At 33.1% G+C, this 20,371-nt stretch carries 14 protein-coding genes and 1 pseudogene; 10 read left to right on the top strand and 5 right to left on the bottom strand.

Translation table 11 applies throughout. The features are described 5' to 3' along the window. Positions 1–130: 130 nt before the first annotated feature. Both HN894_17020 and HN894_17025 read right to left on the bottom strand, forming a co-directional pair. Positions 131–658, bottom strand: a complete 528-nt coding sequence (locus tag HN894_17020) for a hypothetical protein (GenBank protein ID MBT7145027.1) — start codon at positions 656–658, stop codon at positions 131–133. An 84-nt stretch (positions 659–742) separates the two neighbouring features. Beyond that, a pseudogene (locus tag HN894_17025) lies at positions 743–1,085 on the bottom strand (killer suppression protein HigA). A 286-nt stretch (positions 1,086–1,371) separates the two neighbouring features. On the opposite strand from HN894_17025, the gene HN894_17030 reads away from it, so the two are divergent. After that, the gene (locus HN894_17030; protein ID MBT7145028.1) at positions 1,372–3,459 is read left to right on the top strand and encodes a hypothetical protein; all 2,088 of its coding nucleotides are present in this window, start codon (positions 1,372–1,374) and stop codon (positions 3,457–3,459) included. A gap of 66 nt (positions 3,460–3,525) precedes the next feature. Here HN894_17030 and HN894_17035 read toward each other — a convergent pair whose 3' ends face one another. Then, a complete protein-coding gene (locus HN894_17035; GenBank protein ID MBT7145029.1) occupies positions 3,526–4,980 on the bottom strand; it encodes a transporter substrate-binding domain-containing protein in 1,455 nt (484 codons plus the stop codon). 657 nt (positions 4,981–5,637) lie between these two features. On the opposite strand from HN894_17035, the gene HN894_17040 reads away from it, so the two are divergent. The 9 genes from HN894_17040 to HN894_17080 all read left to right on the top strand — a co-directional run bounded on the left by HN894_17040 (position 5,638) and on the right by HN894_17080 (position 12,912). After that, positions 5,638–8,997, top strand: coding sequence for an isoleucine--tRNA ligase (locus HN894_17040; protein ID MBT7145030.1), 3,360 nt, complete (start codon positions 5,638–5,640; stop codon positions 8,995–8,997). 42 nt (positions 8,998–9,039) lie between these two features. Further along, on the top strand, positions 9,040–9,417 hold the full coding sequence (locus HN894_17045) for a TraR/DksA family transcriptional regulator (GenBank protein MBT7145031.1): 378 nt from the start codon (positions 9,040–9,042) through the stop codon (positions 9,415–9,417). Positions 9,418–9,427: 10 nt separating this feature from the next. Then, entirely contained in the window at positions 9,428–10,024 is a 597-nt protein-coding gene (locus HN894_17050; protein MBT7145032.1) for a lipoprotein signal peptidase, read from the top strand. Next, positions 10,024–10,494, top strand: a complete 471-nt coding sequence (locus HN894_17055; GenBank protein ID MBT7145033.1) for a nucleoside deaminase — start codon at positions 10,024–10,026, stop codon at positions 10,492–10,494. The genes HN894_17050 and HN894_17055 overlap by 1 nt, the downstream gene beginning before the upstream one ends. A gap of 15 nt (positions 10,495–10,509) precedes the next feature. Continuing rightward, positions 10,510–11,235: a CDP-diacylglycerol O-phosphatidyltransferase gene (locus HN894_17060; protein MBT7145034.1), complete on the top strand. Its 726-nt coding sequence runs from the start codon at positions 10,510–10,512 to the stop codon at positions 11,233–11,235. Positions 11,236–11,245: 10 nt separating this feature from the next. Further along, on the top strand, positions 11,246–11,500 hold the full coding sequence (purS, locus tag HN894_17065; protein MBT7145035.1) for a phosphoribosylformylglycinamidine synthase subunit PurS: 255 nt from the start codon (positions 11,246–11,248) through the stop codon (positions 11,498–11,500). 118 nt (positions 11,501–11,618) lie between these two features. Beyond that, positions 11,619–12,194, top strand: a complete 576-nt coding sequence (locus HN894_17070; GenBank protein ID MBT7145036.1) for a molybdenum cofactor guanylyltransferase — start codon at positions 11,619–11,621, stop codon at positions 12,192–12,194. 1 nt (position 12,195) lies between these two features. Next, positions 12,196–12,429, top strand: a complete 234-nt coding sequence (locus HN894_17075) for a MoaD/ThiS family protein (protein ID MBT7145037.1) — start codon at positions 12,196–12,198, stop codon at positions 12,427–12,429. A 57-nt stretch (positions 12,430–12,486) separates the two neighbouring features. After that, a complete protein-coding gene (locus HN894_17080) occupies positions 12,487–12,912 on the top strand; it encodes a molybdenum cofactor biosynthesis protein MoaE (GenBank protein MBT7145038.1) in 426 nt (141 codons plus the stop codon). Between the two features lie 75 nt (positions 12,913–12,987). Here HN894_17080 and HN894_17085 read toward each other — a convergent pair whose 3' ends face one another. Further along, the gene (locus HN894_17085; GenBank protein ID MBT7145039.1) at positions 12,988–15,729 is read right to left on the bottom strand and encodes a T9SS type A sorting domain-containing protein; all 2,742 of its coding nucleotides are present in this window, start codon (positions 15,727–15,729) and stop codon (positions 12,988–12,990) included. Positions 15,730–15,807: 78 nt separating this feature from the next. Continuing rightward, entirely contained in the window at positions 15,808–20,334 is a 4,527-nt protein-coding gene (locus HN894_17090) for a T9SS type A sorting domain-containing protein (GenBank protein ID MBT7145040.1), read from the bottom strand. Positions 20,335–20,371: the final 37 nt, after the last annotated feature.

A 20,371-nucleotide genomic window follows, 5' to 3' on the forward strand; every position in this document is an offset into this window, starting at 1 on the left:
ATATTTTGTTAACTTTGCAACTTGAAATTTAGTTCGTTGAAAATATTGAAATTACAAAATCCGTAGTACCCGAAAAACGAATCCTATGAACGTAATATGCTCATATGTAGGCAGATATAAAATATTGTTCTCAACTTGGGATAACATCTTTTATTTTCAACAGATTTTTATTAAACAACTTTTTATCATACTCAGTAGCACTAATTTGCTCAGCTTGTATTTCACCTTGTCGCAACCACGCTGATATTGCATGAGGTTCAAAAGTATGTTTTAATGATGTATAAGCTGCTACTTTTAATTCCTTTTCTATGTATAATTTTTTCCATGCTTCACATGATGATATTGAGAAGTACTCAAACAAGTTAATGGTTTTTTCTTCTATTTTTCTTGTTTTAGGCAACCAATTATTTTTTGACATTTCAGCATATGGAAACTTTCTTGTCCATACTTCAGCTTGTACAACTGCATATTTCCTTTGCTCTCTAGCTTTATATTCATTATATCTTGCTTGTTTATTAATCCAGAAATAAGCAGGAATTTTAGTAATATTTTCAAACAAAATTGCCATTTCAGGAGTAAGTGAACTATTACCTTTTAAGACTGCAATAATTGTCTGCTCTGGCTTTCCAGTACGTATTGCAAATTCTTTTCGGCTCATCTTCATTTCTTCCAATTTCTCATTAAGGGTCTCGCAAGGATGAAATACTATTTCAGGGTAATATTCATTTAATGTGGCCATAATTTATCCCTCCTTATGATAATTTGTTATTTCAATTATTTCTACACTTTTAATTTCAATTAAAACTTGTTTGCTATCATCATTCTTTGGTATTGGATTTTTAGCAGGCCTAAATATTAGCCTATACGGTTGATCCAAATCACAAGACCATTGGTCTTTTCTGTTTTCAGATAACTGATGAAAACATCCAGGCAAATGTTCTAAGTCAATAAAACTCTCAACAGCAACCATATCGTCTAATCTTTTTTTATAAAGCTTTGCTCTTCTTGCACCCATTTTTTTTTACTGCTATGCTATAATTGTTAGCATATTTTTTCAATTTCCTATCGGCAAAAATAATAATCATTTTTCAGAAATAAATATTATTAACAGAATGTATTAATTAAAATATCTTAGCTGATAGCAAATTCTTTTAAAAACCATTCTTTTCTATATGCAATGATAATCATTAAAAGGGAGATGCTGAAAAAATATTCAAAGTGTTAATTTACAATCAGTATCCTATGATTTTCTAATTTCAGGAACTAATTAAAGCCAAAGAAAATAAAAACTAAATTTCTAATTATTAAATTAAAAAAAATATCTATTTTTGCAGGCTCAAAATTTTTTGATAATTTTTAATGAATTAATAAATGGCAACATTAGAAAAAATAAGGAAAAAGGGACCATTAGTAGCAATTATTATTGGGATCGCATTAGTAGCATTTATTCTTGGCGATTTTTTGTCTTCAGGAAAATCAATGTTTACTGATTCACAAAACGAAATGGCAAAAGTTTTTGACAAATCAATTTCATATACCAACTATTTCGAGCAAATAGAAAGATTGAGACAAATTTATATAAACAATCAAGGAGGAAAAACTACTATTGATCCTGAAACAGAAGAAAGTATCAGAAAGCAAATTTGGGACGAAATTATCAAAACTGCTGCTATGGAGAATTCCTACAACGAGTTAGGATTAGGCATTCACCCTGAAGAACTTTTCGAACTTACTCAAGGTCAGAATTTACATCCTATAGTTCAGCAAATTTTTCAAAACAAAGAAACCGGACAGGTTGATAGAACCCAGATTATCAACTTTTTGAAAAACATGGATAGCGAAGAAGCAATAGATTCAAAAAATTATTGGTTATTCCTTGAAGAACAAATTGTTACTTCTCAAGTTTTTACAAAATATATGAACCTTGTGAAAAAAGGAATGTATGCAACCAACTTCGAAGCAAAAGCAGCATTAGAAGAAAAAACCCTTGAAGCAAATTTCGACTTTATTGTTCAAAAATATAATACTATTTCTGATAGTGCAATAAACATTTCAGAACAAGAGGTACAAGAATATTACGAATCGCACAAGAAAAAATATCAACAAGAAGCTTCACGCGATATTTCATATGTTACTTTTGATGTTATAGCATCGACTGAAGATGACAAACTTGCAAAAGAAGCATTAGACAAACTAATTCCAGAATTTGTGGAAGCAGAAAACGATATGCAATTTATAAATCTAAGCTCAGACGAGTCGTATGACGAAACAAACTACAAGCAAGGTGTACTTCCTGAAATGTTAGATACTTTTGCATTTAGTTCCGAGATTGGAGAAACGTACGGACCATATAAAGAAAATAATACCTACAAAATTGCTAAATTATCTGCAATAAACTTTTTACCGGATTCGGTAAAAGCAAGTCATATTTTGATAAAAGTTGAAACTCAGGAAGATTACACTGCTGCACATACTCTTTTAGACAGCCTAAAATTATTAGCAGAAGCAGGAGCAGATTTTGCCGAATTAGCAAAACAACATTCGCTTGATGGCTCAGCAGCCGGTGGAGGCGATATAGGCTGGTTTAAGGAAAATCAAATGTTGAAACCATTTAACGACTGGTGCTTTGAAGCAAAGGTTGGAGATTTTGGCATTATTGATTCTCAAGCTGGTGTTCATCTTGTTAATTTGAGCGACAGAGGAGAAGAAATTAAAAAAGTTCAAGTTGGGATTGTTCAGATAAAAGTAATTCCGGGAACTAAGACTTATAGAGATATTTACGCCAGAGCAAACAGTTTTGCAGGTAAAAACAGAAATCTTGAAAGCTTTGAAAGTGCTGTTGTTTCAGAAAATCTAACCAAACGTGTTGCTCCAAATCTTATAAAATCTGAGAAAAAAATTGCAGGATTAGAACGTCCTGATATTTTAATAAACTGGGCTTATCGTGCTGAATTAAATTCGGTTTCTCCTGTTTTCGATCTTGCAGATAAATATGTAGTTGCTGTTCTTACAGGATTGAGAGAAAAAGGAATTGCCCCACTCCAACAAATACGCCAACAAGTTGAAGCAGAGGTAATCAAGAGCAAAAAAGCTGAACAGATTATTTCAAATCTTGAGACAGAAATTGCTGCAAGTAAATCGCTTGAAGAAATTGCTGCAAAAATTGAATCGAATGTAGAAAAAGCTGAAAGCATTAATTTCTCTGCTTTTCAGGTGCCGGGAGCAGGAGTAGAGCCAGAATTAATTGGAGCAGTTTTAAATTCTGAAGAAAACAAAATTTCTAATCCTGTCATAGGAGCAAACGGAGTTTATGTTTTCAAAATAACTTCAACAAATAAAAAAGAAGAAGGCGATTTAGTTGCCGAGCAAACCAGACTAACAACAGGTGCCCAATCAAGATCTGAATATCAGACCTACGAAGCAATAAAAAAACTTGCAAATATTGTCGATAACAGATAAAAAACAATTTCTATACAAAAAAGCCCAGGTTAAATTTTAGCCTGGGCTTTTTTTGTTTTGGTAAAATCAAAACTTCTGTAACACAATAACATTTTTATAATGCTCGTATCGTTCCAATATTTCAGTTACATAATTATAAGTTTCAATTCCCCGACAGTATCCATGCTGAACAACAGGATCATGATAATATTTGGGTTGTGATTTTTTTATTAGATAATAATCAACACTTTCGTTCCAAACATCAGGATCTTTTCCATTCTTTTTTGCAAGGGCTCTGGCATCAATTACATGCCCAAGACCAACGTTGTATGAGCCTAATATAAATTTTATTTTTTCTTTTTCATCATCAATTTTTTCAGATAAAACTTGATCGAGCCAAATAAGAAACTTCACGCCAGCTTCTATGTTTTCTTCAGGATTTGCTAAAGAATCTACGCCATATCTCTCTGCTGTAGAAGGCATTAGCTGCATTAATCCATAAGCTCCAGCCCATGATCGTACATTTGGTTTAAATTTCGACTCCTGATAAATTAATGAAGCCAACAGTCGCCAGTCCCAATTTAGATTTTCGCTGAATTTTTTTATAAGTTCGTCATATTCAGAAATTCTGCCACCTGAAATAGAATTATATTCACTTTTTGCAATATTCGCCGAACGGCTATTTCGGAAATACTTATTATAAATATTTCGGAAACGAACTGTTTTCTTAAATTCTATCAACCATTTGTCAATTTCTGTGCGAAGATCATTTGCATCCTTTTTTACAGCCCAAGCCAGATTTTGCGGAAAACTTATAGTGGTTCCAACATCAATATTAGGATAATAAGTTTGATTGACCAAACCAACTATTTCGTCACATACAGTGTAATCTATTTCGCCACTTGCAACAAGAGAAATTAGCTGCTCAGTTTCATAATTCGATAATTCAACTACATTGATGTTTTTACCAATTTCATCAGAAAGCGTAATCAATCTGTCGTAAAAAATAGACTTTTTCTGAACAAAAACTGTCTTGCCTCCAATATCTAACTGATTTCTAATGAGATGATTTTCTAAAGAATGCTTTTTTAGTTTTTCCCAGCCTTCGGGTTTTCGTTGAACCAAAACTTGTCGGGTCTGGTTATGTGGCTCAGTGAATGCAAATCGTTTGGCCCTATCTTTTGTTACAGTAAGGTTCATTGCAATAATATCGCATTCTCCGTTTTGCAAACAATTGAAAGTTTCTTCCAAATCGTTACTCACAACAACTTCTAGTTTTACGCCAATATATTCTGCAAATATTTTCAAAAGCTCGTAATGGTAGCCCATTGGTTCGCCTTTATACACAAAATAATTTGTTGAATTATAATCGGTTACGGCAACAAATTTTCCCTCAGATAAAATGTTTGTAAGGTTTTCAGTTTTTGTAGTATCCTGAGTAATATTTTGTTTGCTGGATTTGCTATTGCATGAAAAAATTAATGGAAATATTACAAAAAATATTATTCTGACAAGAAATTTCTGCTTAATAATTAATACCATATCGCATATTTTAATAATATTTATAGTACGAATATAACCAAATAAGTTTATTATTCAAATTTTGCGGATTGTAGCCTCACAATTTTATTGGCAAAATCTTTTTTTGAGGTGCTGAAATGAAATGTTTTGGTGATAGCTATCTGTAAGCTAAAATACTAAATTGCATTATCATAGGCTGTTCTTCGAAAACCTTAGGAAACAAACTCCTTCGAAAGTTTCATGAAAATAACCTTTTTTGCCATCTAAAGGTAAATTGAATTTGTAAAAGGCTAAATGTCCGATTTGCGTTTTTACATGTTATTGCGTACTGAATATTAACAATTTAGATTAATTTTGTTTTCTTTTTCTTGATAAAAAGAAACAAAAATCAAGGCTACAGATAATTTTGATAAAAATTATAGGCGTTGGCCAGAAAAAATGGAGGGCGAGCGATGGCATTTGGGTTGTAGCATCATTTTTTCTTGACATTTTGTTACTTTTATGTCAAGACAAAAGTAAATGATAGGACAATAAACTGAACTTTATATTTCATAATTATAGGATGAAAGTTAATTTCCAGCACCTCAAAAAAAGATTTAGCCATTTTTAAAAATAAGACTCACAAACAACGATTTTTTATATATTTGCCAGATTTTTTAAAAATGATTATCAACAGAGATGGCAAAAAAATTTCCTGTATATAAACAATTAGATCTTTCACAAATAAATAAAGATATACTAAAGATTTGGGAAGAGAACAATACATTTGAAAAAAGTATAAGCTCGAGAGAAGGTCAAAAGTCTTTCGTTTTCTACGAAGGACCACCATCTGCAAATGGAAAACCTGGCATTCATCATGTAATGGCACGAAGCATAAAGGATATTTTTTGCAGGTATAAAACTATGCAAGGATTTCATGTAAAAAGAAAAGCTGGTTGGGATACACATGGTCTGCCAATAGAATTGAGCGTAGAAAAAACCCTTGGCATTACAAAAGAAGATATTGGAAAAAAAATCTCAATTGAAGACTACAATAAAGCTTGCCGAAAAGATGTAATGAAATATACCGATCTTTGGGAAGAACTTACATTAATTATGGGATATTGGGTAAATATGGACGATCCATATATTACCTACGATAACAGATATATCGAAACTTTATGGTACCTTTTGAAAAAACTTTACGAAAAAGGCTATTTGTACAAAGGACATTCAATTCAACCATATTCCCCGGCAGCAGGTACTGGTCTGAGCACTCACGAATTGAACCTACCCGGCTGCTACAAAGACGTGAAAGACACAACATGCGTAGCACAATTTAAGATTGTGAGAAATCAGGATTCTGAGTTTTTGTACGACAACTCAAACGATGATGTATATTTTCTGGCATGGACAACAACTCCATGGACACTTCCTTCTAATACAGCTTTAGCTGTAGGTCCGAAAATTGATTACGTAAAAGTCAAAACTTATAATCAATATACCGGAAAACAAATTTCTGTTATTCTTGCAGAAGATTTGTTTACACAGCATTTTTCTAAAAAGAATAAAGATTTAAAACTTGAAGATTATAATACAGGAGATAAAAAAATTCCATACGAAATAATTTCAGAACATATTGGTAAAGATTTCAATGGAATAAGATACGAACAAATATTGAAGTTTCATCAACCTACTGATGGAGATGCATTTAGGGTAGTACTCGGTGATTTTGTTACAACAGAAGATGGGACAGGAATAGTTCATATAGCACCAAGTTTTGGAGCCGACGATTACAGAGTTGCTGCACAAAATGGAATTGGCTCGCTTACTTTGGTCGATAAGCAAGGGAAATTTATTGATGGTTGTGAAGAAATAAGCGGCAGATTCGTAAAAAACAGCTACGATGAAAATCTTACTGAAGCCGATCCTACTGTAGATGTAGATATTGTTGTAAGACTGAAAAAGGAGAATAAAGCCTTCAATATCGAAAAACATGAGCACAATTATCCGCATTGCTGGCGAACTGACAAACCAATCCTATATTATCCATTAGATTCTTGGTTTATAAAAACTACTGCAGTACGCGACCGAATGATTGAACTAAACAACACAATCAATTGGAAACCACCTGCTACAGGCTCAGGCAGATTTGGAAAATGGTTAGAAAATTTAGTCGATTGGAATCTCTCACGTTCAAGATATTGGGGCACACCACTACCCATTTGGGTTTCGGAAGACAAAGAAGAAAAAATCTGCATTGGATCTGTAGAAGAACTAAAAAAAGAAATTGACAAATCTGTTGAGGCCGGATTTATGCACAAAAACCCAATTTCGGAATTTGAAGTTGGAGATAATTCAGAAGATAATTATAACAAAATTGACCTACACAAACCATTTGTTGATGATGTAGTTTTGGTTTCGCCAACTGGCAAAAAAATGTTCCGTGAGAAAGATTTGATAGATGTTTGGTTTGATTCCGGTGCAATGCCATACGCTCAATTGCATTATCCATTTGAGCATAAAGACGATTTTGAGCAATTTTTTCCATCCGATTTTATAGCCGAAGGAGTTGACCAAACTCGTGGTTGGTTTTTCACCCTTCACGCAATTGCTGTGATGCTCTTTGATTCTGTTTCTTTCAAAAATATTATTTCGAACGGCTTGGTTCTCGATAAAGATGGAAATAAAATGTCGAAACGCTTGGGAAATGCAGTTGATCCATTCAAAACAATCGAAAAATATGGTTCCGACCCGGTTAGGTGGTACATGATTTCGAATTCGCAACCTTGGGACAATTTGAAATTCGATATTTCAGGAATCGATGAAGTGAGAAGAAAATTTTTTGGCACATTATATAATACATACTCATTTTTTGCACTTTATGCAAATGTCGATGGCTTTGAATATAATGAACCCAATATTGTAATTAATCAACGTCCCGAATTAGACAGATGGATTTTATCGGTCTTAAATTCGTTAATTAAAGAAGTAGAATATTGTTACGAAAACTATTTCCCAACAAAAGCAGCGAGAGCAATTCAAAATTTTGTTTCAGAAAATCTAAGCAACTGGTTTGTTCGCTTAAGCCGAAAAAGATATTGGGGCGGAGAATATTCCACTGACAAAATCTCTGCATATCAGACTTTATATACATGTCTTGAAGCAGTAGCTCAACTTGCAGCACCAATTTCACCATTTTATACCGAACAATTATTTTTAGCTTTAAACAGCGTAAGCAATTCACATTCAGAAACTTCAGTCCATTTGTCATATTTTCCGAAATACAATGAAAAATATATCGACAAAGACCTGGAAGCAAAAATGGAGATTGCACAAAAAATATGTTCAATGGTGTTGTCTCTCAGGAGAAAAGTCAATATTAAAGTTCGCCAGCCACTTAGTCAGATTATGATTCCAATCTTAGACGAAAAGCATGTTGAAAAAATAAATGCTATTGAAAAAATAATTCTTTCGGAAGTAAATGTAAAATCAATTAAACTTATTACAGATGTTACAGGAATTATTGTAAAAAAAGTAAAACCAAATTTCAAAAAACTTGGCAGAAGGTTCGGGAAATTGATGAAACAATTAGCTTCAATAATAAACCATCTCAGTCAGGAAGACATTCTGAAAATTGAAAAGGAAGGAAAATATAGATTTTTTATAGACGACGAACCATACGAAGTAATGCTCGACGAATTAGATATTATTTCGGAAGATGTTCCTGGCTGGTTAGTTACAAGCGAAGGGAAACTTACTATTGCCCTTGATATTAATATCTCTCAAGAACTTAAAGAAGAAGGAATTGCTCGAGAGCTAATTAACCGTATTCAAAATTTCAGAAAAGATAGCGGTTTTGATGTTACAGACAAAATCACAATTGAGATTCAAAAAAATGAAGTTATTAATTCGGTAATAGAAAATTATTCCGATTATATTAAAACACAAACTTTATCGTTGAATATACTTCTTAAAGATGAAGTAGATCTTGCTGATGCAAAATTTATTGAAATTGATGATAAAATATCAACTATTGTAAATATAAATAAAATATAAGAAATTAAATAATTAGCTTATCTTTAACAAAATTTTATTGTTATGGCAGAAAAAAACAGATATTCAGATGAAGAGCTTAATGAATTTAAAGAACTAATATTAAGCAAAATAGAAAAGGCTCAAAGCGATTATGATACTCTTCGTAGTACTATTGCTCAAACTGACAATAATGACATTCAAGACACATCGCCCACATTTAAGGTGTTAGAAGAAGGAGCCTCTGTATTGTCAAAAGAAGAAGCTGGAAAACTAGCTCAACGACAGATTAAATTCATTCAACATTTGCAATCAGCATTAGTTAGGATAGAAAACAAAACATACGGAATTTGTCGCGAAACCGGAAACCTTATTTCAAAACCACGTCTAAAAGCAGTTCCGCACGCTACTCTTAGCATAGACGCAAAACGAAATCAAAAATAGCAATACCCGTATGAAGCGACCAATTATTGTTGTTCTAATCATATTGCTGCTCGACCAAATCTTAAAAGTATGGATTAAAACTCATATGCTTATGGGGGAAGAGCATAAAATTTTTGGCAATTGGTTTATTATTCATTTTACTGAAAATAATGGAATGGCATTTGGCATGGAGTTAGGCGGCCAAACAGGTAAAATGATACTAAGCATTTTCAGACTATTTGCTGTTACTGCAATCGGAATTTACATATATCATCTTGTAAAAAACAAAGCAAACCAAGGTCTAATAATTTCAATTTCGATGATATTTGCCGGAGCACTCGGAAATATTATAGACAGTATGTTCTATGGTATGATTTTCAACGACAGCTATCATCAGCTTGCAACATTTTTGTCTGCCGAGGGCGGATATTCATCTTTCCTACATGGCAGAGTTGTTGACATGCTCTATTTCCCAATATTTGAAGGACACTTCCCACAATGGTTCCCTTTCTGGGGAAGCGAGCAATTTATTTTCTTTAGACCGGTTTTTAACATTGCAGATTCATCAATAACAATAGGAGTATTCATTATCATTCTTTTTCAGAAAAAATTTTTCAAACATAAATAATGAATGATAATAATTATTTTATGCAAAGAGCAATTCGTCTTTCGGAAAAAAGTATTGAAAATGGAGGCGGTCCGTTTGGAGCAGTTGTTGTAAAAAATAATGAAATTGTTGCGGAAGCAGCAAACCAAGTTACACAAAATAATGACCCCACCGCTCATGCAGAAATTGCAGCAATTAGGCTTGCCGCAAAAAAACTAAATACTTTCGACTTATCGGGATGCACAATATTCACTTCCTGCGAACCATGTCCAATGTGTCTTGGTGCAATTTATTGGGCACATATCGATAAAATATTTTTTGCAAATGATAGAAGCGATGCCAAAAATATTGGATTTGACGATTCTTTAATTTACGAAGAAATAAAGCTTTCTTTAGAAGAAAGAAAAATTCCTATCAAGCAAATTTTGCACACAGAAGGACAAATTGCTTTTGAGAATTGGCAGAAAAAGGAAGACAAGATTAATTACTAAATAGTAATTAAAAGCATGAGACATATTCCAAACATAATCACATCCTTAAATATTTTGTCGGGATGTATTTCTATAATTTTAGCTTTCGAGAACAATCTTTTTTTAGCTTCAATTTTCATTATAATTGCAGCGGCATTCGATTTCTTCGATGGTTTTAGTGCCCGATTATTAAAAGCTTATTCCGAAATTGGAAAACAATTAGATTCGCTCGCCGATATGATAAGTTTTGGTTTGGCTCCTTCAGTAATAGTTTTTTCATTAATTCTAAAATCTCTTAACATAAATACATTTTCTTTCGAACTGCCAATTTATCAAATATTTCTTTCTTTATTAGCCTTTTTAATTACGGTTTTTTCTGGTCTAAGATTAGCAAAATTCAATATTGACACTCGTCAAACTGTCTCATTCATAGGTTTGCCTACACCTGCAAATGCTATATTTATAGCCTCCTTGCCAATAATTCTTTTTTACAACGAAGATTCAGTTTTTGCAACAATAATAGAGAATGTATATTTCTTAGAATTGCTGGTAGTAATATTTTCATTCTTACTGGTCTCAGAAATAGAAATGTTTTCGTTAAAATTTAAGACCTACAATTTCGGTGAAAACAAACTGAGGTATTTGTTTCTACTGATTTCAATTTTGACAATATTTATTTTTAAATCCATTTCAATTCCAATAATTATTATTATTTATATAATTTTGTCGGTGTTGAATAGCTATTTATTGAAACAAAAATAAAAATAGACAAATGAAATATTTTGCAGAAATAAACATAATGCCACTTAAAGCCTTATTAGACCCACAAGGAAAAGCCGTAACTTTGAGCATGCACAACATTGGCTACAAATCGGTAGAAAATGTAAGAATTGGGAAGCATATTACTTTAGAAATTGATGCTGAAAATATAGATGGTGCTAAAGAGAAAGTAAGAGAAGCTTGCAAAAAAATACTCTCAAATCCAATAATGGAAAGCTTTGAATTTTCGATTAAGGAGTTAGTTTAATTTTGAATAATTACAGCCAAACTAAGGTTGACAATTCCATTATTAAGCATTTTTTTCCAAAACTGCATAAAATTGATTTCTATAATGGCATGATTATTCATTTTAACTAATACAAAAAATGAAAATTACAGGAATAATTTTAGCAGGTGGCAATAGTAGCAGAATGGGGGAAAATAAGGCACTCATCAACTTTAATGGGAAAAGAATTATAGATCATGTTTACGGTACAATTTCCTCATTTTGCGAAGAAATAATTATCAGCACAAATTCACATGATTTCGATTTTTTACAAGCGCGAATAGTTGCAGATGAAATTAAAAACATTGGACCAATTGCCGGTATATATTCTGCCCTAAAAAAATCAAGTAACAAATTAAATATTATTGTAAGTTGCGATATGCCATACATTTCAGCCGATTTGCTCAAGTATTTAATAACTTCTTCTGAAAATTACGAAATTGCCATTCCGAAACATGATGGAATTAATGAGCCAATTACTGGAAAATTTTTAAAACATACATACAAATTTTTCGAAAACGCCATAAATGATGGAATTCATTCGCCTCCAAAAGTGATTTGTAATTCAAAATTAAAAGAAGTAAGCATTACACCTGATTTAGACTTCTATTCCGAAAAACTGTTTGTGAATATTAATGATAAAAAAGATTTATCGAAGGCTCTGAAAAAAATATAAAATGGAAATAAACATACTTTTCTTTGGGATTTTAAATGATATAGTTGGAACAAATCAAATAAAAATTCCTTTTGTAAAAAACATTTCTGAATTAAAAGATTACTTATTTCGAAAATATCCTGATTTAGAAAATCAGAAATTTATAATATCTGTGAACGAAGAAATTGCAGATAATCTTACGCAACTCAGTCCTAATGATGAAATTGCACTTTTGCCACCTTTTGCCGGAGGATAAAATTTCTTACTCCTTGGAATTTACTATTTTTAGAAGTCCCCTTATAAAATAAAATTTATGACAAATTATTTGATAAATAGTCCTATTTCGCCAGAAATTGTAGCTGAAAAAATAAGAGAAGAAAATCTAAAAGCATTCCCGGGAGGTTTTTCGGTATTTTATGGGCAAGTGAGAAACGATCAGATTGAGAATAAATATGTATCATCAATAGTTTATTCTTGTTACGAACAAATGGCAAATAAAGAAATTGAAACAATAATAAACAGCATTTCGCAAAAATATTATGATATAAAATCTATAACGATTTTGCACAGCATTGGCGAGGTAAAGGTTGGAGAAATTTCGCTTTTTGTGATGATTTCGTCAGGACACAGAAAGCAAGCCTTTGAAGCTTTGCCAGAGCTTGTGGACTTGATTAAAGCTAATGTGCCTATTTGGGGAAAAGAAATGTTTGAGGATAAAACTTATGTTTGGAAGAAGTAAACTCTTTTGAATTTTTTGGCATAAAAAAAAGGATACTATAAATAGTACCCTTTTTTTTTGTTTAAATTTTAGCTTTTATTCGATTATTAATCGTTTAGAAGAAATTCCTTCGTCTGTAATCAATTTAATTAGGTAAACACCTTTTGAAACATCTTGTAGTTCAATTTGTTTTTCAAAGGATCCGTTTTCGATTTCATATGAAGCTGAAAAAATTTCCTGTCCAATCAAATTATGAATTCTAACATTTAATTCACTGCTAAAAATATCATTTATTGAGATCATAAATTTACCATTGCTTGGATTTGGATTTATGCTCAATGAATTTAATAAAGAACTTGAATTGATGCTAGTTAGGGTAACTTCATATGTTGAAGTATCGGTTCCACATTCATTTTCAGCTATAAGCGTAATTGTATATACTCCTTCAAGAGAGTATAGATGAACAGGGTTCGCATCACTTGAAGTATTGCCATCGCCAAAATCCCATGAATAAGAAACTGCAGCGGTCGAATTATTAGTGGTTGTAATTTCAAACCAGCTTACGTCAACAGTGAAATCTGCCACAGGTGGAGTGCTCAATTCAAGCCAAATGGAGTTAGTACCACTACATCCATTATTATCTGTAACTGTAACATCGTAGGTTCCAGAACTTGTTATTTCAATAGATTGAGTTGTAGAACCATCGAACCATGAATATTCAGGAACTGCAATATCGGCAGTAAGCGTAATAGTTTCACCTTCGCATAACAAGCCTGTTGAAACTATTGAGAAACTTGGATTTGGGAAGAAAGTAACATTATGTGAATCTGTTCCTGAACAACCAAATATATTAGTAATTTCGCAACTATAGGTTCCTGATGCAGTTACATCAATAACTTGAGTAGTCTCGCCTGTTGACCATGAATAAAAATCAGCAACATTAACTTCAAGTGTAACTGTTTCGCCTTCGCAAGATTCACTCTCTCCTACTATAAGGGCAACAGGATTAGGATTAAATGTTACTTCAACTGTATCGAAACCAGAACATCCCATATAAACTACTTCAACCCAATAAGATCCAGTTGTATCGACTATTAAGAATTGCGTAAAAGATGGTATTGTATCATAATTCCAATAAAACATTGAACCAGGGCCAGCATCAAGAGTAACAGTTGCTCCTTCACATTCGTTAATTTCTACGGGGAAATTTGGTGTTGGTAGAGAAGTAAACTCAACCATAACATCATCAGCGGAAGAACACCCATTAATACTTGTTACTGTAACCGAATATGTTCCATCAACTAAAATATCAAGCGTATTATTGGCAGAACCATCTGACCACAAATATGAAGCATAACCTGCAGTTGCCTGAGCAGGAAATATATCTCCATCGCAAAGCGGAGTGGGCTGTGTAGTCAAATCAACTATAGGATTGTCAAATACTTCTGTTGTCATTGAATCCGATACAGAACATCCCGGATTTGAAACTGTATAAACAATAGTAGCTACTCCAATATTTGTAGGAAAGTATAAACCACTTGCAACTCCAATACCAGTATAAATACCACCTGCGGGAGTTCCTACAAGTGTATCAATCGGATCTTCGTAGCAATAACTTGTTTGCAATCCGGACATACTAACGATCGGTGTTAGATAGTTTCCAACATCGATGGCAATATCATTGTTAAAATAGTTTGTATCATTTGCTACTGCAACGTTTGCACTACACATCCATGTGGATCCAACAAGCGACATATCAACAGTTTGCAGAAATGTATAATTTAAGCTTGCACCAATATTTATAGTTTGATTAACTGTTTCAGTAGTAAAATTTAAACCACCATCGGTCGAAAATGATAAATCAAAACTATTTACAACAGCGTTTCCTACATTAGTAACTTGAACTGTAATTTGTTCGGTGGCACCGAGTGTTCCGCAAGCTGATAAAGGTGCAATCCAATCAGAAATTTCAAGGTCGGTTCCAAGGTAAGCTACTCCAATCAAAGTTGCAAGTCCGGATATTCCATTTGCGGAGAAAATACCTTGATTTGGAAATCCAATAGTTTGATATGTTGCAATTGCTTCGAATTCTGTATTATCTGCTTGTCTCCAAATTTTCCATTTGAAAGTTTCACCTGCTTGAAAACCATCGTTTCCAAGGTCTGCTCCCCAAGCTGTTATTGACATATTTCCTCCACTGGGTTCATACAAAGTATATCCTGCACATGCTAAAGTGCCAAGAGAATCAAAGAAAACACCAACATAATCTCCTGATACAACCTGAGTTCCATCAATGGTGATTGGAATTGAATTCAGTACCAAAATTGTATGATTTGATCCTGTACCACCACCGCTTGGAAAATTCCAGCTTGGAGCCATAGTTTGTATGATTGCAGAAAGACTGGCCAAACCACTAATTCCATTTACAGCAAATGTGCTACTATTTGGAAATCCTAGCTCATAACCTGCTGTAGCATCATATTCCATGTTAGCGGAAACATCATAAATCTTCCACTTAAATACTTCATTAGCACTCATTCCATCTGGGAATGTTGTTTGTCCATCGTCGCCCCAAATTGTAACTGCATCATTTACTCCTTGCCATTCTATAAAACCAGCACAAGCTAATGTTCCTGCAGAATCGTAAAAGGCACCGACATAGTCACCAATATCTATGCTATTTCCATCAATATCGATTGTTGTAGTTGCCTGTACCAAAACTGAATGATTACCGCTTGTAATAGCTACACTCCAACTTGGTGGTTGAGCCGAAAGATTAATAAATAATAATAAACTGAAAAATAATGCTAATGATTTATAAATATTTTTTCTTCGCATTCTAAATGATTTTAATTTGTGTTATTAAAAAAAGAATAAGAAATTAAGACATATCTCAATTTCTTATTCATGATAATTTTATTTTTTTATACTAATACTTCTTGTTGCTGAGTAATTTTCAGTACTGATTTTATAAAAATACGTACCCGAACTATAATTTTCAACATTAAACTCAACAGTATTCATACCTTGGTTGAAATTTGAATTTACAATTTCATCAAGCATTTCGCCAAGTACATTATAAATATCTATTACAACATGAGTTTCTTCCGAAATGTAAAATTTTATTTCAGTAGCTGTAGAGCAAGGATTTGGTGCATTTTGGAACAATTCAACATGACCAGATATTTTTAGATCATTAACTACACTTATCCCATTATTTGAGTAGGAATCATTTCCTTCAATCCAACTTACAATTTCTAAAGTTTCTTCTGAATTTAGCTTTGTATTCCATAATTTTAGACTAAAAGTTTCACCTTCATCAATTAATGTAGAAACATTCGAAATTTCATTGTTCCCCCAAACAGTAATAGCAATATTTTTCCCAGTGAAAACAGTACTACCAACAAGATTTCCATGAGAATTAAAAACTCCTATTTCATCACCAAATTCTGGTTGAATTTGCCATGATTCTAATGGAATTCCAATTGTCATATTATTTCCGGAATTTATTTTATTAATATAAATTTTATTCTCTTTTTCAAAAGAAAATATTTTTGAGAAATTAGTATTTGCAGGGAATGTTAACACTTGCGAGGAAACCATATTTATTTGATAACCTTCGCCGGGGTTCATATTCCCGATGTTATTTATGAAATATGCCGGCCAATAAACCAAACCTAAACCATTTTTAACTAAAGTAACACTTCCGTATATAGTTAGCGGAACAAGCATAACAGCAATATCTGCCGGTGCTTGACGTAAGTATCCCATAATGCTCCATCCTGCTGGAATTGTTATAGGAGTAATTTCAGGAACTACTGAAATTCCCTCAACAGTTAGTATCTGAGCTGAGGTTACATAAATCTGATAACCTTCGCCAATCACTAAACTACCAATATTATTAATGCCCCATGCAGGCCAATAAACCATTCCCATTCCGTTTTTAACTATAGTAACATTTGCTGCAATATCTGCAAGAACGCTATCTACACCAGGCTCAAAAGGATCGATGTATGTAGAAAACATACTCCAGCCTTGTGGGATATTTATTGTTTGGGTTTCAATTGTGAGAGCAACTAAAGAGAGCAAACCACTTATTCCATTGGTTACATATGTGCTACCCATTGGAAAGTCGATAAGATTATATGTTGCAACAGCTAAGTATTCAGATTCTGTAGAAGCATCCCACAATTTCCATGTAAATTCTTCGCTGGCAGCAAAACCATCATTTCCTGCATCGACTCCCCAAGCAGTTATAGAATTGGTTACACCTTCCCACTTAATGTATCCACCGCAAGCAAGCGTACCGAGCGAATCATAAAATACTCCAATATAATCGCCACTTTCTATCTGCATCCCATCAATAGTCAAAGGAACAAAATCAGGAATTAAAATGGTATGATTTCCTGAGGTTACAGTAAAGGACCATCCTGGACCACTGTTTGCAACAACAGCTTCAATCATAAATCTACCAAGTGTAGTATATTCTGTCAAAGATGTACCTGTAGTTGATGCTCCATAGTAGGCACCTGATCTTTCAATAAATTCGTCTTGAGTTGAAAGTGGGAAATATCCACTAGCTATTCCTGCTGTTTGAACAAAACCTACGAAGAAATATTCATTTGTAAATGTTACAGGACTTTGCAAATTGAAAGTTATTAATGTACCAAGGTCGGATGCTTGAATAATATAATTTGCCGATTGTCCTAAAATATTAGAATCAGTATCTAAAACAACAGCATACATTGTATTTCCAGTATTGTCGGTGCTGTTTGACAAATTGAAATTTACTCCAACAACATCGTTTGAGCCATTCATAAAATATTTGTTCAATAGCATACCTTCACCTGTGTCGTATCCAACAGAGCTTGCCGGAGCAGATGTATCAGCATATGCAAAAATCTCAGAATTTACTTCTTGATAATATGAATCACTAATATTCAAATCGTTTTCATCAGTTGGGACAGAAACAGTTACTGTATTAAAACCTGCATTGCTTGGAGAAAAAGTAGCAAATTCGATAAGAGTATCACCATTCGATGGCAATGTAACCGTTTTTACATCTGTAAAATTGTTTGCACCTGTAATATCTAAAGTAACATTAACATTTGTCTGAGTTGCTGTTCCATAATTAGTTATCAATGCAGAAACAGTATGTGGAATTCCGTTTGGTTTTGGAAGTTTACCGAGCGTATAAACTACATCTACTCCCAAATCATTTGCAGGACAACCATTCCCAATGAAATAAACTGCTTCGCCAGCACTGGCAAAATTGCCATTATATGCAATTTGATTTCCATTGAATAATACTTCATAATAAGCAGAGTCTAACAGTCCATCGCCGTAATCATCAAAAATGATAAATGTATAACAACCTGAGGATTGAACACAAACATCGGTGCTATATAAAGTATAATTATCGTATATTGTTTCGATACCTCCAGTAGCTACAATATTTTCTGAAATATCAAAAATTGCCCAATATGTTTCATATCCATATCCATCTGTAAATATATTTACAGTAATACTTGCATTTCCACTTAAAATTTGGAAATTATGAGCATCATTTGTAGTATCCTCATCATTTGCAAGGTTTGTATAACCAACAAAATTGTATGTTTGAAAGGCTGAAAGATTTACCGTTGTATTAAATGTATAATCGTAAGTCGCACCACTTGCAATTGAAGTTGATACAGTTTCGGTAACAGCAGTACCTCCATCTAAAGTATAGGAAACTGGGAAATTAGAAATTGCATTAGTTCCAAAATTCATAATTGTAACTGTAACACTTTCGGCATTTGTTAATGCACATGAACTATTATTATTTGGAGATACAAAATCAATTACTCCAATATCATTGGCATTTCCACCGCCTACAACTGCTTCACATACAAATCTGCCATATCCAGTAGCTTCTGCAAGACCAGAAGCATCTAATCCAGCTGTATAATATGCATTTGATCTTACATAAGATTCTTCTTGAGTTCCAAGAGGATAATATTCAAAAGGAATAGTTCCTTGAGTTTGAGCAATTCCAACATAAAAATCAGTACCGGTAATAGTTGGTGGGTTTGTAATTGCAAACGACTTAATTGTACCAATATCGGCTGTTTGGATTACATAATTGCTTGAGGCACCTACAATTGTTCCTAGAGCATCAAGAACCATAGCATATACAGTCTGTCCTACGCAATCTGCATCGAAAGATAAACCAACATTAACAGTTGGAATAGATTTAGATCCAAACATTGTATATTTACAAAACATTGCTCCCTCACCATCGGCATATCCTAATCCACTGAAACTTGATGTCGAATCGGCATAGGCATATGTATTCCCAACTTCTTGCCAGTAAGAATAACTGTTGTTTGTGTTATTATCATCGTTTGCAACCGAAACTGTAATATCGTTTATTCCAGCAACTGTAGGAGTATATGCTGCAAAAGTTACAACATCTAATCCACCAACAGCTAAAGCTGATAATACTTGTGTATTTGTATATGAATTTGCACCTGATACGGTTAGCGTAACACTCAAATTTGTCAAAGCATTGTATCCATTATTTTGAACAACTGCTTGAACTACATGTGGAGTATTTACAGGAATTTTTCCAAGAGCATAAATAAACTCTGTGGAAGCATCATTAGGTACTGCATCTTCAATACTTACATCATCAACCATCCATGCATAATCCCATTCTCCATCGTAGAAAAACCCAATTCGCACTGCCGGTTGGTTTCCTGCAATTGTTGAAATATCAACTTCAACCACATCTGCTCCCATATCGTTGGAAGCCACATTTGCATTTACTTCAATTTGCTGCCACTGACCTCCTGTGTGAACAATTACATAAGTTAAATCCAGATACCTTCTATAAAGTTGTTCAAATCTTATTTTTACATAAGGGTGCCCGGTAAGGTCAACTGAACCTACTGTTCTAATGAAACCTTTTTGTACTAAAGGAGTAGGGTTTGATTCATTAAGTGCATCGGAATCGAACATTGCAAAGTTTCCACCTGAAGTAGATGAAATTGCTCCCATACCAGCTGAATAAAAACCGGTAGGGGCAAGTGTTGTAATTACCCAGTTTTGATTATTCGAAGCAATATTACCTATTTCCCAATCTGCAGGAGTCGAAAAATTATTTGACCAAATAGACTGAGTTGATTTATTGCTATTCTTTTTTGTATTGTTTTTGACAGAAGATAACAAACGGTGCTCACGTCCATCAGAATTTTCTTCTATAGATGAATTTATATTCATTTTTTTGTCGGAAGAAGGAACATTAATCCGTTCCGGAAGAGCTTTGTGATAATCAGAAAACTCTTTTTTCAGATTCAATTCTGTTTCGACTTTTTTTGATTTTTCGGAAATTGAATTGACCTGTGCGAAACTTACAAAAACAAAACAAGTCAAAAATCCCAATAGAACAAGTTTTTTCATAAAAATAGATTTAGTTAAAAATTAAATATTTGAGTAT

Source organism: Bacteroidota bacterium (assembly GCA_018692315.1).
Classification (GTDB): domain Bacteria; phylum Bacteroidota; class Bacteroidia; order Bacteroidales; family JABHKC01; genus JABHKC01.